The organism is Psychrilyobacter sp. (genome assembly GCF_037132775.1).
In the GTDB taxonomy this organism is placed as follows: Bacteria; Fusobacteriota; Fusobacteriia; order Fusobacteriales; family Fusobacteriaceae; genus Psychrilyobacter.
Window position 1 is genome coordinate 74,859 of record NZ_JBAHZY010000140.1, and the last position, 17,240, is coordinate 92,098.

General features: G+C 31.8%; 17 protein-coding genes. All 17 read right to left on the reverse strand.

The window, feature by feature from the left end; all coding sequences use genetic code 11:
* Positions 1–9 precede the first annotated feature (9 nt).
* Positions 10–858: a bifunctional methylenetetrahydrofolate dehydrogenase/methenyltetrahydrofolate cyclohydrolase FolD gene (folD, locus tag V5784_RS10575; RefSeq protein WP_336888978.1), complete on the reverse strand. Its 849-nt coding sequence runs from the start codon at positions 856–858 to the stop codon at positions 10–12.
* Positions 851–1,498 (reverse strand): redox-sensing transcriptional repressor Rex, encoded by a 648-nt coding sequence (locus V5784_RS10580; protein ID WP_336888979.1) that lies wholly within the window; start codon positions 1,496–1,498, stop codon positions 851–853. Before V5784_RS10580 ends, folD begins: the two co-directional genes overlap by 8 nt.
* Positions 1,499–1,508: 10 nt before the next feature.
* Positions 1,509–2,462: a methionyl-tRNA formyltransferase gene (fmt, locus tag V5784_RS10585; RefSeq protein ID WP_336888980.1), complete on the reverse strand. Its 954-nt coding sequence runs from the start codon at positions 2,460–2,462 to the stop codon at positions 1,509–1,511.
* Between the two features lie 72 nt (positions 2,463–2,534).
* A complete protein-coding gene (def, locus tag V5784_RS10590; protein ID WP_336888981.1) occupies positions 2,535–3,047 on the reverse strand; it encodes a peptide deformylase in 513 nt (170 codons plus the stop codon).
* A gap of 10 nt (positions 3,048–3,057) precedes the next feature.
* Positions 3,058–5,199: a primosomal protein N' gene (priA, locus tag V5784_RS10595; protein WP_336888982.1), complete on the reverse strand. Its 2,142-nt coding sequence runs from the start codon at positions 5,197–5,199 to the stop codon at positions 3,058–3,060.
* Between the two features lie 7 nt (positions 5,200–5,206).
* Positions 5,207–7,321: a penicillin-binding transpeptidase domain-containing protein gene (locus V5784_RS10600; RefSeq protein WP_336888983.1), complete on the reverse strand. Its 2,115-nt coding sequence runs from the start codon at positions 7,319–7,321 to the stop codon at positions 5,207–5,209.
* 76 nt (positions 7,322–7,397) lie between these two features.
* Positions 7,398–8,843, reverse strand: coding sequence for an Asp-tRNA(Asn)/Glu-tRNA(Gln) amidotransferase subunit GatB (gatB, locus tag V5784_RS10605; protein ID WP_336888984.1), 1,446 nt, complete (start codon positions 8,841–8,843; stop codon positions 7,398–7,400).
* A 27-nt stretch (positions 8,844–8,870) separates the two neighbouring features.
* Complete coding sequence (gene gatA, locus V5784_RS10610; RefSeq protein WP_336888985.1) at positions 8,871–10,319, reverse strand: Asp-tRNA(Asn)/Glu-tRNA(Gln) amidotransferase subunit GatA; 1,449 nt, start codon at positions 10,317–10,319, stop codon at positions 8,871–8,873.
* A gap of 114 nt (positions 10,320–10,433) precedes the next feature.
* Positions 10,434–11,267: a phosphatase PAP2 family protein gene (locus tag V5784_RS10615; protein WP_336888986.1), complete on the reverse strand. Its 834-nt coding sequence runs from the start codon at positions 11,265–11,267 to the stop codon at positions 10,434–10,436.
* A complete protein-coding gene (locus tag V5784_RS10620) occupies positions 11,267–12,445 on the reverse strand; it encodes a glycosyltransferase family 39 protein (RefSeq protein ID WP_336889029.1) in 1,179 nt (392 codons plus the stop codon). The genes V5784_RS10615 and V5784_RS10620 overlap by 1 nt, the downstream gene beginning before the upstream one ends.
* Positions 12,397–12,714: a glycosyltransferase family 39 protein gene (locus tag V5784_RS10625; protein WP_336888987.1), complete on the reverse strand. Its 318-nt coding sequence runs from the start codon at positions 12,712–12,714 to the stop codon at positions 12,397–12,399. Before V5784_RS10625 ends, V5784_RS10620 begins: the two co-directional genes overlap by 49 nt.
* 11 nt (positions 12,715–12,725) lie before the next feature.
* Positions 12,726–13,019, reverse strand: a complete 294-nt coding sequence (gatC, locus tag V5784_RS10630; RefSeq protein ID WP_336888988.1) for an Asp-tRNA(Asn)/Glu-tRNA(Gln) amidotransferase subunit GatC — start codon at positions 13,017–13,019, stop codon at positions 12,726–12,728.
* A 59-nt stretch (positions 13,020–13,078) separates the two neighbouring features.
* Entirely contained in the window at positions 13,079–13,804 is a 726-nt protein-coding gene (locus V5784_RS10635) for a polyprenol monophosphomannose synthase (RefSeq protein ID WP_336888989.1), read from the reverse strand.
* Between the two features lie 12 nt (positions 13,805–13,816).
* The gene (locus V5784_RS10640; RefSeq protein WP_336888990.1) at positions 13,817–14,257 is read right to left on the reverse strand and encodes a GtrA family protein; all 441 of its coding nucleotides are present in this window, start codon (positions 14,255–14,257) and stop codon (positions 13,817–13,819) included.
* 15 nt (positions 14,258–14,272) lie between these two features.
* Entirely contained in the window at positions 14,273–14,983 is a 711-nt protein-coding gene (locus tag V5784_RS10645) for a pseudouridine synthase (RefSeq protein WP_336888991.1), read from the reverse strand.
* A gap of 33 nt (positions 14,984–15,016) precedes the next feature.
* A complete protein-coding gene (gene scpB / locus V5784_RS10650; protein ID WP_336888992.1) occupies positions 15,017–15,574 on the reverse strand; it encodes an SMC-Scp complex subunit ScpB in 558 nt (185 codons plus the stop codon).
* The gene (locus tag V5784_RS10655) at positions 15,571–17,223 is read right to left on the reverse strand and encodes a hypothetical protein (RefSeq protein WP_336888993.1); all 1,653 of its coding nucleotides are present in this window, start codon (positions 17,221–17,223) and stop codon (positions 15,571–15,573) included. The genes scpB and V5784_RS10655 overlap by 4 nt, the downstream gene beginning before the upstream one ends.
* Between the last annotated feature and the right edge of the window lie 17 nt (positions 17,224–17,240).

The following is a 17,240-nucleotide window of genomic DNA, read 5'->3' on the forward strand; positions in this document are numbered from 1 at the left end:
CCCATTAATTTATATTTTTTTCATCCTTGATTTTACCGTGTTTTTCATAAGCATTGCTATGGTCATAGGTCCTATTCCCCCTGGTACAGGTGTTATCAGTGATGTTTTTTTGGATACATTTTCAAAATCCACATCCCCACATAGTTTCCCTAACTTATTTCTATTTATGCCTACGTCTATTACTATACTTCCCTCTTTAACCATATCTTCGGTCAAAAACTTTTCCCTTCCTATAGCCATTATCACTATATCTGCATTCAAGGTTTTTTGCGATAAATCCTTTGTTTTACTATGGCATAGAGTTACAGTTGCACTTTCATTGGTCAGCATAAGTGCCAATGGTTTTCCGACTATATTACTTCTACCTACTATCACTATATCTTTACCAGCAAGGTTTATTTTATATCTTTTTAATAACTCCATAATACCATATGGAGTGCAAGGTTCAAACTCATTCTTTCCTATGACTAGTTTGCCTAAATTTATTGGATGAAATCCATCTACATCTTTATTTGGTTTTATAGCTTCAATCACTTTCTTTTCATCTATATGTTTTGGTAACGGCAATTGCACTAGTATACCGTCTATCTCCTCTTTATTATTTAATTCTTCGATTAATTTTAAAAGTTCCCCTTCTTTAATTTCAGAACCTAGACTATATTTTTCAGAATATATACCCAAAGCACTACATGTTTTTACCTTTGAATTTACATATACCTTTGATGCAGGATTTTCTCCCACAATAACTACCGCTAGCCCTGGTGCTCTTTTGCCGCCTTTAATTAATTTGTCTATTTCTACCTTTATCTCTTCCTTAATCTCAGCCGATATTTTTTTACCGTCTATAATTTTAATCATGATTTGTCAGTTGCTCCTTCCAATAATTTAATTCCTGTAACTTTGCATATAGATCTATGTTTTGTACAGCTATATGATCTGGTACCTCTAAATTTATTGGTGCAAAATTTAAAATAGATTTAACTCCCGCCTCTACTAATATTGTAGTCATTTGTTGAGCTACTTTTTTAGGAACTGTTAAGATTGCTACATCTACCTTGTCTTTAGACTGTAAAAAGTATGGAATTTCCTTTACATCTCTAATCTTGATCCCTTTCATCTCAGTTCCAATTTTAGTTTCGGAATTATCAAAAACCCCTATTATATTGAAACTTTCTTTGGTAAATTCAGGTTCTGATACCAAAGCCCCTCCAAGTCTTCCTGCTCCTATAACTATTATATTATTTGTTTTGTGCACACCTAATATTCTTTCAATATCACTATAAAGAGTTCTGATTTGGTACCCCTTCCCCCTTATACCAAATTCACCAAAATTAGATAGATCTTTCCTAATTTGAGCTGCTGTAAATCCCATTTTAATTGCTAACTCCTCCGAAGATATATAATCTTCAGGTGATAAATTTTCTAAACATCTCAGGTATTTAGTTAACCTCTCTATTACCCTCGAGGATATCCCATTTCTTTTTTCTTTTCTGATCACTTGTTTCCCCCTATAATTGAATTACTTTACTACCTATACTAAATTTTTCTCCTATTTTAATATAGTTTCCATTAACTAAATCTGCTCCAGTCATTAACCTTTTATTTTCAGGCTTTACGCTGGTTATTATCAAACTTCCATCCAATACCTTTATAATCGGGCCCTTCCCTTTAACTAAGTCCACCACTTCTCCAAATTCGCCATCATAGATCCTATCATATTTTTCTACAAAATATATCTTGTATAATTTTTCATTGCAGAATGAATATGAAGACGGAAATGGATTTAACCCCCTTATAAAATTATATATCCTTTCCATAGAGTGATCCCAATGTATCTCACATTCCTCTTTTTTAATAGGTTTAACAAAAGTCACCTTGGCCTCATCTTGGGGAGTTCTAACTGCAATCCCACTTTCTATCATACTTACGGCTTTCAATAGTGCTTCGCTTCCTATTACAGCTAATCTGTCGTGTAGATCCTCCAATGTATCCATTTCATTTATAGGCGTTTGGACCTGTAAAATTATATCTCCAGCATCTAATTCCTTCACTATGTCCATTATAGTTACTCCACTTTCCTTCTCACCATTTATTATGGCAGCATGGATTGGAGCAGCACCTCTATATTTAGGTAGAAGTGACGAATGTACATTGATTATTCCTTTTTCAGGGATATCTATCAATTCTTGTGGCAATATTTTACCATATGCCACTACTACGATAAGATCAGGATTTAAACCTCTCACCAGCTCTATTGTTTCCTCTATCTTTACTGAATTAGGCTGATATACAGTGATATCATTATCTAAGCCATATTGTTTAACCGGATTAAACTTTATTTTTTTTCCTCTACTATTAGGTTTATCTATCTTAGTAAAAATCCCAATAACATCATGATTTTCATCTAATGTCTTAAGTGAATTTAATGCAAATTCAGGTGTCCCCATAAATAATATTCTCAAATCATCCCTCCTTTATTACTCTTCTTTATATATAGTTTCTTGATCTAATCAAAAAATGACATAGGGAAAGAGTTATTTTCCTAATTTTTTTAGAGTTTCTTTTTTCATATTCAATAATTTTTTACTTACTAATCTTTTAGCCACAGGTGCTATTTTATCTACAAATAAAATCCCCTCTAAATGGTCATTTTCATGTTGAAATGCACGAGCCCAAAGGTCTTCTAATTCCTCTTCTATCTTTTCCCCATTTTCATTTAAATACCTTACTTTTAAACTCTCAGGTCTCTTTACTTTTCTATGTATTCCAGGAACACTTAAACATCCTTCCTCATGATCTACACATTGTTTGGAATATTCTAAAAATTCAGGGTTGATTACCTTTTTAACTACCCCTTCTTCCGCTTCTACTACAAACATCCTTAAATTAATTCCTACTTGAGGAGCCGCCAGACCTATTCCACTTATATCCCTCATAGTTTCTACCATTTCCTCTAATATCTTCCCGATATTATCATCAATTTTTTCTATCTCTTTGTTTTTATCTCTGAGTACTGGGTCTCCATATGTTCTTATCTCCAAAATCATTCTCTCCCTCTTACATTAAATTTATAGGGTCTACATCCACTATTATCCTATATTTATTTTTTTTATCCTTGTTTTTAAATTTAAGCACAGCTTCTGCTATTTTTCCCTTCAATATATTTACTTCTTGACGACTTCCTTTTATAAATATCTGACACCTGTAATTACCACCCATCTTATAGATTGGAGGAGCCATGGGTCCATACATCTCTAAAGTATCTTTTTCTATCTCCTTATAGAACTCTCTGGTATATTCTTCTAATCCCTCCTCTTCTTTGGAGGATATAATGACATTTATTATACGAGAAAATGGCGGATAATTCAAAACCCTTCTATTTTCTATTTCTTCTTTATAGAACCCTTCATAATCGTTACTTATAATCTTTTGAATTACATAGTTATCAGGTTGATATGTCTGGACTATTACTTCTCCCTTTTTTTCAGCCCGACCTGCACGGCCTGCTGCCTGGCTCACCAGTTGAAAAGTTTTTTCTCCGGCTCTAAAATCTGGAAAATTTAATATACTATCAGAATTTATTATTCCTACAAGGGTTACCTCAGGAAAATGAAACCCTTTGGATATCATCTGTGTTCCTATCATTATATTATATTTTTTATTTAAAAAATCAGAATATATCCTATTGTGTGAATCTCTAGTTTTGGTAGTTTCAGAGTCTACACGTAAAATAGGCAGATCAAAGAGTTCATTTAACTCCGATTCTATCCTCTCAGTACCTTTCCCTGAAAACTTCAATGATTTTTCCTTGCAATTGCTGCAGATATCAGAGTATTTTTTGGTGTATTCACAATAATTACACTTATAAAGGCCATCTTTTTTATAATAACTAAGAGATATAGAACAATGGGGACAAGTCTCTATATGCCCACATTCATGGCACTGGACAAAGGTTGAATAACCTTTTCTATTCAGGAGAAGCATTATCTGCTCGTCTTTTCTTAGTCTTTCAGTCATATGTTCTATTAGGTCTTCACTAAAAAAATCATTTTTTTCACCCTTCATATCTACTAATTTTATACTTGGTTCAGTTGCTTTCCCATACCTTTTTTTTAATTCCAATAATTGAAATACCCCTTTGGTGGCATGATAATAGGATTCTATAGATGGAGTAGCTGAACCTAGGAGCACCTTAGCGCCCTCTATCTCTGCTCTTTTTATAGCTACATATTTTGCATTGTATCTAGGATTACTATCTTGCTTATAGGTCCCCTCATGTTCCTCATCAATTATGATATATTTAAGATCTTTTACAGGTGCAAAGATTGCAGACCGCACTCCTAACACAACTCTTTTTTTCCCAGAATAGATGTCTTTCCACTCACTCGCCCTTTCTTTTGCTGTTAGTTTACTATGTAGAATTGCAATTTCATCAAATTCGCGTTTAAATCTATCTACCATTTGGGGAGTAAGAGATATCTCGGGAACTAAAAATATAGCTCCTCCATTCCTTTCTAATGCATCTTTTACAAGCTCAATATATACCTCTGTTTTCCCAGAACCAGTTATTCCTTTTAAAAGATAGTATTTTTTAGTTTCTTCTAGTATTTTGTTTTTTACCTCTGCTTGCTCCACAGTCAAATGTGATTCTTTTCTATTGTATCTATATTTTATACTATTTTCTTCATTTTTTAAATACTTATTTTCTTTTATTGTATTTTTTTCTAATACAACTTGAGATTTTATGAACTTATCCAGTAGTTTTTTACCAAATTTTTGTACCATTGTAGTTTTAGCAGCTATCTGTTTTTTGGTAATATAGTCTATAAATTTCCTCTCATTTTCATCCATAGGTATAATTAATTTATTAAAAATAATTTTTTCACTATAGGAAATTTTTATATCTTTAGGTCTTGACACCCCTAGAATATCTCCAAAATTACAGAGATAATATTTTTTTATCCATAAAAAAAGATCTATTAACTCCTTAGAATAAGACACCTGCTCCTCTACCTGACCTAGAATTTCACTTATTTTAAATTCGTGTTCGAGAGTTTTATCCTCATATAGGATTATTCCGACTTTCTTAGTTCTCCTAAAATTTATCCAGACATGGTCTCCTACCTTATATCTTTTGCCTCTATCCGAGTAAGTGTAAAAACCATTTTCTACTCCCTCTACATATAATACATAGTTCATAATATCACTACCTTAATTTTATCTTTATTTTTTTTATATCCTCGATCTTTGTTCCTGGTTTGGGAGATTGATCTATAATTTGTCCCCTGCCATCAATTACTATCTCAATCTTATATTTATTAGCTATCATTAGAGCTAGTCTCACACCATTTCCCCTAAAATCCGGCAGTACATCCAGATCTATATTTTCTGGTAGGGTATTTGTATAGTCCCCCCCCTCTAAAACATCTACATTTTCTGGGGTAATCCCTTTGTATTTCAATATTCTAGACAAGGTATTTTTAAATACTGGAGCGGCTACCCAGGCACCAAATTTTCTCCAATAATTTTCTGCATTTGGTTTTTCAAACATGATCAACACTATATATTTTGGGTTTTCTGACGGAAATATTCCTATGAAAGAAGACATATATTCTTGCTTGAGATACCCCCCACGACCACTTATCTGTGCTGTACCTGTCTTTCCTCCAATGGAGTATCCTGAAATGCCACCATTTCTACCAGTACCTTTTTCCACTGTCTCCTTGAGCATCTCCCTTATTTTTTTAGAAGTCTCTTTTGATATAACTCGTCTTTTAGGATCGGGTATATTTTTTTTAATAGTTACTCCTGCTGGACTCTTTATACTATCTACCAAATAAGGCTCATAATATATCCCGCCATTTACGGTGGTAGCTAAAGATGCTATCATTTGAAGAGGTGTTATAGCTATACCCTGGCCATAGGACATGGTATATTTTTTCATCCCATCCCATTTTTTATAGGGTAGTTGTCTCGGAGCTAATTCTCCAAATGTATCTATCCCTGTTTTATCATACAGGTTAAATTTCTTTAAATATCTTTCAAATGTCAATGAATCCAACTTCTCTGAAATCAACGACATCCCTACGTTACTCGATACTCTCATGACTGTTTGAGGGCTTATCTGTCCTATCCCATGGGAATCACTATCTCTTATTTTATGACCATACCTCATGATGTAACCATCTGGATTATCAAGTCTCGTACTGTCGTTTATTACCCCTTCCTCATATGCTGCTGCCATGATTATTGGTTTAAATATCGATCCCATTTCATACTGTGATCTTATAGCTCTATTATTTAAATATGCTATATTCTCTGCCCTTGGATAACTGGACATAGCCAATATTTTCCCATTACTGGGATCCATTATTATTCCAACCGCTGATTTAGGAGTCACTTTTTCAAATTGTTTCTGCATCTCATCGTCTAAGATATATTGAATATAATAATCTATGGTCAACTGTATGTTATTTCCATCTTTTTCTAAAAAATCATTATTTTTTTTATCGGATGGTAGGAGTAATTTTCTAAGATTAGTATAGTATCCATTTTTTTCTATTTTATTACGTTTTAAGTACTTATCATAGTACCTTTCAATCCCATAAGCTCCTAATTTTCTTCTCTCTTCCCCAGAGTAAGCTCCCATGAATCCAACTATTGGTGCTAATTCATGATAGGAAAAATATTTTCTTTGAGTTGAATGTTCAAAATATATTTCATTGGATTTGATCTTATACATCGATAGTATCTCATCAATTTTATTTTTTTGAACCTCATCGACCTTATTTATTATCTTCATATATCTTTTATTCTTACTGTAATTATCCTTCAGCTTAGTTTTAAAATTTTTTATAGTGAAGGGCTTTATTTTTTTTAGTTCTGTTACTATTTTATTTTTTTTCTCTAACACATAAAATCTTTTTGGATCTATTATAACTTTATAGATATCTATATCATAGGCTAACTCCATACCTCTAGAATCTAATATTTTTCCCCTCTTACCATTGAGGTAATATTTACCATAACTTTGGTTCTTTGCCATGTCTGCAAATTTTTCATGTTTCATCAGTTGAACTTGAGCTAATTTCAAACCTAAAATACCAAATAAAAGTATCATAATAAAGGAAAATAAATATATTCTCTGATTAAATAATTCCATCTCTCTAGATCTTTTCAATATTAATCTGATTATATTTCCAAATAAAAAAATTATAAGTAAAGTAACTGCAACTGTAACTTTATTGAGAAAAAAGAATAATATTATCAGAAAAATTATAAGTAGGTTTATAATTCTTATTACCTTTCTTTTATTTTCCACCTATCCACTCCTTTTGTTTATATGATAAAAAGAGCGGTATTCCGCTCTTTTATTTTTTCTCTAGGAAATATTGCCACTATGATAATTTTTCTATTAATATATCCATAACCATCTTAGGATTTGCTTTTCCCTTAGATGCTTTCATAACTTGCCCCACAAGACCCTTTATAACCCTTGGCTTTCGTCCTTCATCAGCAACTTTATAATCTTCTACTAATTTAGGGTTATTTTCTACTACTTCTACTACCATATTTTCAATCTCAGAAGTATCGGCTACCTGTGCCATTTTTTCTTCTTCTACTATTGCCATAGGAGACCTTTCATCATTTAATTTAATCTCAAATAATTTTTTAGCTATCTTGCTTGATATAGCGCCCTTATCTATTAATTTTATTATCTCTCCTAATTCCTCTGAATTGATAGAAAAATCTTCAATATTTTTGTTACTATCTTTTAATACTCTAAGTACCTCTGTTAAGATCCAGTTACAACTAAGTTTAGGATTATTAGAAGATATCACTACCTTTTCAAAGTAATCAGCTAATTCAATGCTGTTAGACAATGTCTCCGCGTCATTTCCACTGACCTTATATTCAGTTACAAATCTTGCCATCTTAGCTACCTTAGATTCTGGCATTTCACCTTGTAATCTTTCTAATTGTTCATCTGTAATTACTATTCTCACTAGATCTGGTTCAGGAAAAAATCTATAGTCCATAGCTTCTTCCTTACTTCTCATCACTCTAGTGACTTGAGCTTCTTCATCCCAAAGTCTAGTTTCTTGGTTAATTCCCCCACCATTTTCTATTTCCTCTATCTGTCTGCTGATTTCATAGTCAATGGCACGGGCTACCCCCTTAAATGAGTTCAGGTTTTTCACTTCTACCCTTGTACCAAATGTTTTTGCTCCTTTATGCATTACAGATATATTGGCATCACATCTAAGAGATCCTAATTCCATAGAAACATTTGAAATCTTCGTGTATTTTAGTGCATCCTTTACCAAGTTTAGATATTGATATGCTTCCTCTGAACTTCTCATATCTGGTTCAGACACGATCTCAATAAGAGGCATAGATGCTCTGTTGAAGTTTATAAAAGATTCTTCCCCTGCATGGATAGATTTCCCTGCATCTTCCTCTATATGGATTCTAGTAACTCCTATCCTCTTAATATCTCCACTAGATAGTTTAATATCTATATGTCCGTTTTCAGCATACGGATGACCAAATTGAGTTATTTGATAGTTTTTAGGGGTATCTGGATAGAAATAATTCTTTCTATCAAACTTACTCTCTTTATTTATATCGCAATCTAACGCAAATCCTGCTTTTATTGCGTAATCTAACACTTTTCTATTAAGTTTTGGTAATGCTCCAGGATGTCCTAAACATATTGGACATGTATGTGTATTTTCTGGTGAGTTATCATAGTCACTACTACATCCACACCATACTTTTGTTTTTGTATCTAATTGGCAATGTATCTCTAGCCCAATTACTGATTCCCATTCTCTAGCCATATATATTCTCCTTCTTTATTATTTTTCTTACAGTACTGGTATCTCCATCTTCGTATATGCTTTTTCATAAGCATATCCAGCTTTTAATATAGTTGCCTCATCAAAGGCTTTTCCTAACAGTTGTATTCCCACTGGAAGGTTATCTACTTTTCCCGCTGGAATTACAAGTCCTGGAATCCCAGAAAGGTTTGCCGGAATCGTAAATATATCCTCTAAATACAGTTCTACAGGAAGTTTCCTATCTGTCAATTTAAAAGAAGTTCCAGGAGTAGCAGGAGTTAAGATTACATCTACCTCATTAAATGCCTTTTCAAAATCATTTTTAATAAGCGTTCTTACTTTTTGAGCTTTTTTATAATAAGCATCATAATATCCAGCACTGAGTACATAGGTTCCTATCATAATTCTTCTCTTTACTTCAGGACCAAATCCCTCACTTCTAGTTTTAATATACATATCTTCTATCCCATCATAACTGCTGGTTCTATATCCATACCTTACTCCATCAAAACGGGCTAAATTTGAACTAGCCTCTGCTGGAGCAATTATATAATAAGTTGCCGGGGCAAACTTTGTGTTCGGTAGGCTAATAGGTATAATCTCTGCTCCTAATTTTTTAAAATTTTCAATGGCATCTTCAGTTACTTTCTTTATCTTAGGATTTAATCCATCGATAAAGTATTCATTAGCAACTCCTATCTTCAACCCTTTGATATTACCATCTAAGTTAGCTGTAAAGTCAGGCATCTCTAATTCCATAGATGTAGCATCCATTTCATCATATCCGCCGATTACATTAAATAAAGTGGCTACGTCCTCTACACTTCTACCCATTGGTCCTATTTGATCTAGTGATGATGCAAATGCCATCAACCCATATCTAGAAATTCTTCCATAGGTAGGTTTTAACCCTACTATCCCACAAAATGCAGCTGGCTGCCTTATACTTCCACCTGTGTCTGATCCAAGTGATAATGTTACTTGTCCTGATCCTACTGATGATGCTGATCCCCCTGATGATCCCCCTGGTGTTCTTTCTAAATCCCATGGATTTTTACTCTCTTTTATATAAGATGATTTTGTCGTAGATCCCATAGCGAATTCATCCATATTAGTTTTACCAATTATTATTGCTCCTGCTTCCTTTAATCTTTTTACTACAGTGGCATCATAGATTCCTTCATAGTTAGCAAGCATTTTAGATCCTGATGTAGTCAGATCTCCCTTAGATACCATATTATCTTTTATGGCAATAGGGATTCCCTCTAACGGTAATAACTCTTCTCCTCTAGCTATTTTCTCATCTACTTTCTTGGCTTCTTCTAGAGCACTTTCTTTTTTTAATATAGTAAAACTTCCAAGTCTTGATTCTGTTTTCTCAATCCTATCAAATATATCGTTTATTAATTCTACTGCTGTTATTTTTTTTGCCTTTAACATAGCAGATAGTTCTGTTGCTGTATGTTTATATAACATCTTATCCTCCTTGTTATTTACCCTCTTTGGCATTTTTGCTCTCTCCTGTAGCGACAAACATTAGAAAAATCTTTTAAATAAAAGTTATTTCTAGATACCGAAAGTGAGAAAGAATTATTTTTTATTTTCTTTATTTATATCATATATTGTCTTAGCTACTAGCACTCCTAAAAATGCTGCTATGATGATATCACTCAACCAATGTCTTGTACCATACACTCTAGAGCCACTTAATATTAGAGCATAGGTTATCGCTAGTAGTCTAATAAATTTATTTTTATACCCATAGTAAAATGAAAAAGCTACTGCTACCGATACGATCGCATGTCCTGAAGGCAGGCTAGCACTAGCACTTGCACTTTTAAATGGATTTATACTCTGATTTCCATTCATCCAAGATGCCCAGTTAAAAAATTGATAGGGTAGCATATTTACATCTGGTCGCAACCTAGATATTATATATTTTAATATATTTACCAGTAGCCCCCCTGCAATTATTGTCATAAGGGCTTCTTTAGAAACTTTTCTTAATTTTTTATCTTTAAATAGAGTTCCTAGGAGAAGTAATACCACTACAGTTCCAGCTGCTGTATCACCATCTCCCTGATTGGCCAAAAATCTTTCATATTTTGAATATTTATTTTTACTGATTTTTTCTATTTTAGCTTTTCGCTGTAAGACTATTATCTCTTCAGGTATAGCTATTCTAGCTCCATTTTCTATTCCCTGTAAAGTCTTGTCATAATATTTGTTAGAAAATTGCTTAGCCACAGGAAGATCCAAATAAACTATACTAAATATAGTTATAACTATCCCTGATAGAGCTATTTTTTTATATCTTACAAGATTTTTTAAAAAAGTTCCTACAAACCCCTTTAAATAACCATCTCTCAACACATCTATAGCTACTAAGATAACTATTATTATCATCAACGTCTCTTTATTCACTATTTTTTCCCTCTAAAATTATATACCTTGTATATATAATATTCCCTTTGAATTCTTCCCCACCTTTTGAATACAACTGTATCTACCAGTTCTACCTTATCAAACAGGAATTTATCCTCTGGTTTTCTATTGTAAAATGAATGTGCTACAAAGATTCTATTTTTTCCAACCACTCCATCTCTATCTCTCCAATAATCAAATTGACTGGTTCCTCCACTGAGGTTATATACGTATTCTTTTTTTGGTAGATAGGCCGCTAGTTGGGAAGATGTCTGATATCTATCTCCAAATAAAAACCATTCTTCTCCGTCTTTTATAGATTCATCATATATCTGTTGTACTTTAGTCGCGGCTATATCCCAACCCTGCATATCAGCTAAAACATTCTCTTTTGGCTTTAACGGAACTATGAGAGTTGTAGCTACAAAGTATAGGATTAGGGATAAGCTTGCACTGAGTCCAATCCCTATCCGCCACAACTTATTAAATTCTGTATACCTTACAAAAACTATTATCATGGGTATATATGCACAGGCTAACCAATGAACTTTAGAGCTGTTAGACAGGGAACTAAATGTAAATACCGCTATTAGTGGCAGTACAAACCAAAATAATATATTTACGTCTGGTTTTTTAAAGTTTTTTATAGAACTTATAAATATCCCAAAGAATAAGATCGGAGATACTACACCTATCTGTCCTCCTACAAATTGAAAAAACTTAGTAGGTCTGAATCTAAAAGTTTTACTCTGCCGCCCCTCTAAATGAAATTCAAATGACCCCCAATTATGGGAATAATTCCAATAGATAACAGGTGAAAACATAAGTATAGAAATAATGAATGCTATATATGGCTCTTTTTTCAGGAGCCAAAATCTATTTTCCTTACTCAGTAATAGGTAGAAAAATATACTTGGATATACCATAAACATATTGTATTTGCTCAGTAAACCTAAACCTGTCAATATAGCTATAATATACCAAGCCCTGCAATCTTTTTCATAGATTACCTTTAAAAAATAATAAAGAACCATAGTATAAAGTAAGATTAGTGGTGAATCAGGCAGTGTCATTATAGACAGAAATGAATATAACGGTAATATATTAAATATTAATCCTGAAATACCTGCTATCCTCTCACTTTTGTATAGATAGTAGGAGATCTTATAGATATATATATACTAGTTATAGATATCATCCCTACCGAGACAAATCTCACAGAAAAATTATTTTCACCAAAAATTGATGTTATTAATCTTATTAGATAGGCAATCAGTGGCGGATGGTCATAATAACTCATTCCTAAATTTCTCGACCACAACAGATAATATGCCTCATCGTCAGATAAGTTCAAATAACTTCCTATAGCTAACCTAAGAACTGTAATTCCTACTAAAAATATTATGAATTTTTTCTTATTAAAATTATCTAATATATCTTTTATCATAAAAATTCTCCTTAGTTTTCGCTGACAGTTCTCGGCACTGCAAATGTTCCATCTACCTCATCAGGAGCATTTTTCATTGCTTCTTCTTTAGTTAAAGGTTCTTCTATTATGTCTTCTCTAAATGAATTATATATATCATTCACCTGGGTCAGAGGTTCTATTCCTTCTACATTTGCTTCATCTAATTTAGATACAAACTCTAAAATATCATTTAATTCATTCTGTAAAATCGTAACTTCTGATTCCTTAAATTCCAACATAGATAATTTTGCTACTTTTAATACTTCTTCTCTAGTTAATGCCATCTTCTTCCTCCATATTTTGTTTAGACCTCCTCTACCGCAGCAGATGAGGTCTATATTTTTTAATTTTCTTTTAAATATTTTTTATTTACCCTCATCCATAATACCTTTAATATGGCTTCTAAAAATATTTTTTTACTCATCTTAGACTGCCCTAAGGTTCTTTCTTCAAATGTAATTGGTATTTCCTTAATTTTCATACCTTTTAGCCATACTTTATAGTTTAATTCCACTTGGAAAGAGTAACCATTAGATACTATCTTATCTAAATTTAAATTTTCAAGAGTTTTTCTTTTAAAACATTTAAATCCACCGGTAAAATCTTTTATAGGAGCTCCTAAAATTATTCTAGAATACAGGCTTCCTCCACGACTAATAAATTTTCTTATAACTCCCCAGTTTACCACGCCTCCACCAGGTACATATCTGCTTCCAATTACCAGATCATGAGTTTCTATCTCCTTTAAAAATTCAGGGATATACTTTGGATTGTGAGAAAAATCGGCGTCCATCTCAAATATATAATCATAATCCCTTGCCAAGGCCCATTTAAATCCAGCAATATAGGCTGTTCCCAGTCCTAATTTACTACTTCTTTTATGGATAAATAATTTCCCTTTATATTTTTCCTCCATGAGTTTTTCTATGATCTCATAGGTCTTATCAGGAGAATTATCATCCAATATTAATATGTTCAGGTTATCTTTAACCAGGTATATTGTCTTCAATAACTTTTCAACATTTTCACTCTCATTATACGTCGGTATAAGTATTAATGTTTTTTTCATCTGTTTCTCCTTCTACTCTCTAAATGTTATAAAGTAATTCCAAAAAAAATTAAAAAATGTAGCGATTCCTATTCCTATTATCTGAGCTATTACCTTAATTATTTTATCAGGATTAGATCCTGCATATTTTTTTATTATATCATAGGCCAATTCATTTCCCGATAAAAATTCTACTGCTATTTTTAGGATAGATAAATTAATTATAAAGTTTAATAAACTTATTATAATAAAATGTAGATATTTTTTCTTTACACTCTTGCCTTTCCTCTTACCTTTGAATGTCCAAATGAAATTCAAGTAAAAATTACTACTTACTGCAAATAAAAAAGCTACTGTAGCTGCTACAAGATAGTTTACATTTAAAGTTATAAGGGCAGTGTAGATCAAGATGTTCACTATTACCTCGCTAGCACCTACTAAACCAAACTTCATAAATATTTTAATTATCTCCAACTTTCAACTCTCCCTCTAAATATTTTTTAAATATTTTACTTCCTCTTTTGTAAGGTGTCTATATTTCCCAACTTCTAAATCATCCATAGCAATGGTACCAATTTTTACTCTAGTTAGGCTTATAACTCTATGTTCAATAGCCTCTAGCATCCTTCTAATCTGACGATTTCTACCCTCTCTAATGGATACAGTCAACCAAGTAGTGCTCCCCTCTTCCTTTAAGAACCTTACCTTAGCTGGCAGTGTCAAACCATCTTCTAGTTTTATCCCTGCTTTTAATTGGCCCAACTTTATTTTTTTTATGATTCCTGCAGCCTGAATTAAATATTTTTTATACACTTCTCCTTTAGGATGAATTACTTTATTATACAAGTCTCCATCATTGGTTAATATGATCATCCCTTCGGTATCGTAGTCTAATCTTCCTACCGGGTAGATCCTTTCCTTTGTTTTTATAAAGTCTATTACAGTTCTTCTACCTCTATCATCTTTCACTGCACTTATTACTTTTTTAGGTTTATTTAAAAGGTAGTATACTTTTTTTTCCTTTGTCTTTCCTATCACTCTTCCGTTTACTGATATTTCATCTTTGATATTTACCTTTATCCCCGGGCTTGGACACTCACCGTTGACCATTATCTTTTTTTCTTCTACCATCTTATCTATCTCACGCCTTGACCCTATCCCCATAGACGCAAGGTATTTATTTAATCTTACTTTTTCCATTTTTTCCTCCAGTTTTCTCTATCATAAATTTATTTAGCTTTTAGTTATCACTACCTCAACTGTACCTAATTCTTCCCTTATCTCTGTGTAATTTGGCAACTTTGTTAAATCATCTATATTTAAATAATTTAAAAAATTATCCGTTGTACTATATAAATTTGGTCTTCCAATTGTTTCTAATTTCCCACTAGAATAGACCAAATCTTTCTCCTCTAAGTTATGAATAACCCTTTCTACACTTACCCCTCTTATAGATTCAATATGATTTTTTGTTACTGGCTGTTTATACGCTATTATAGAAAGGGTTTCCATGGCTGCCCTAGATAATTTTTTAGGTTTACTTTCTTGGTTAAAAAAATTATGAACAGCTTCTCCGTATTTAGGATTGGTTTCAAAATATACCATTCCCTTTTCAATTTTTAAATTTATTCCACAATTTTTTTTCTTCTCTTCCAATCTTTCCAAATACTCTATCATTTTTTCCACATTTATACTGTAAAATTTAGCTAATTCTTTTACCTCTAATTCTGAGGCTAAATATAACATCGCTTCTATCTCTTTTACTATAATTTGTATATTTTCCCTATTCATTCTTCACTCCTGTCATACAGGGTGTTTAAGTATTTAGATGTCAGGTATATATCAATACCGTTAACTTCATACCTTTTTCCCCCTGTCAAATAAATTTTATTTGGTATTTTCATAGCATTTCCCTCTATATCTTCATTGATCTGCAATATGTTCATATCTCCAAATTTCGATAAATTATTGAGGTAAAGTCCCCCTACCAGGCTTAAATTTTCTTCAACATCTATATTTTTTTTATCACTAAAATAAGAATATCTCTTAAATATACTACCGCTATAAAGTTTGTCTTTCAGATTTTCCGTCTCTAAATCGCCATAAAACAATATATATTCCCATTTAGAGTAAGTAGTTTTTTCATCTAATACATACTTTTTTATCCCGTCACCTGATATAAAATTTTTAAATAGATAGCTTTTTAATATCTCTTCCATATGAATATATTTTTTTTCCTGACTCATCTCACTATATAACTTTAAAAGATTATAGGTATAATAATAAATCTTAAATTCATAACCTTTTTCCAAAATAGTTTTTTTATTGAAATCTAGTTTTATACTTTCTACTATTTTATCTATTTTATTTTGAAGTTTTTTTCTATTTTCGTTTAAAAATTTAGTGTCATCTGATTTTTTTAGATACATCAGGTATACATATCCTTCCTGAACCTCTTCAATAGTCAACTTTGTTCTTTTAAGGTAGGAAAATTCCTCTTCTTTTTGCATTAGTCTGGTTAAAATTTGTTTAGCATCTTCAAAATATCCATACCTTATAAATGTCATAGCTGTATAGAGTATATCTTTTATTTTAGACTCTTCCCTCAAACCTATATTGGTGTAGTAGTCAAATCCATTGGTAGAAGTTTTTAAATAGATCAGAAATCTCTCCATAATCTTTTGCATTCTAGTGTCAACTACTAAAGGTATTGGCTTTAGCCACTCCATCCAATAACTCTTTTCTAAAGATAACAACCTTTTAGAATTTTCAAAAGATAAAAAATTTGGGGCCTTTTTATACCTGATTTGAATTATATCTGACTTTTCTCTGTCTGATATCCTTACTTTACTAGACATTATTATCTTCTGACCCCTATATTTTATAGAAGAACCCTCTATTTTTTTTAATTTAACTGCCTCTAAATCACTGGTTGGAATTATATACCCTTTCATTGAATTTTTTAAATTTTTTATATATATATTTTCATTATATTTATAATAATCTTTTGTTTTTTTATATTCTATAATTCCGTTTTTGTCTGACATATTAAAGAGATATAGAAACTCTAAAGTTTCACTTTTTTTTATCTCATAATTATTTATAATATAGAATGAATTTTTATCTACCATAGATGGGATATAGGTAGTTTTAATTTCCCCATATGGCAATTTTGCAACGGTCTCAAAAATATTCGTTTGTGGAATAAATCTTTTAGAAATTATATAATCCGACAAAAAATAATATTCTCCCTTGTAATATACTCCTACTTCAAGACTATCTATATCGGCTTTATAAGTTCCCATGTCCCCATTAAATCTAGTTATTTTATTATATTTTTCATTGTATTTAAAACTCAGTTCTCCATTAGAAGTTATGAATTCACTGCTCGAAAAAAGGAGGGTTTTTAGAATGAAAAAAAGTAGTATATTTTTTTTCATCTGCCCCCTCCCCTTTT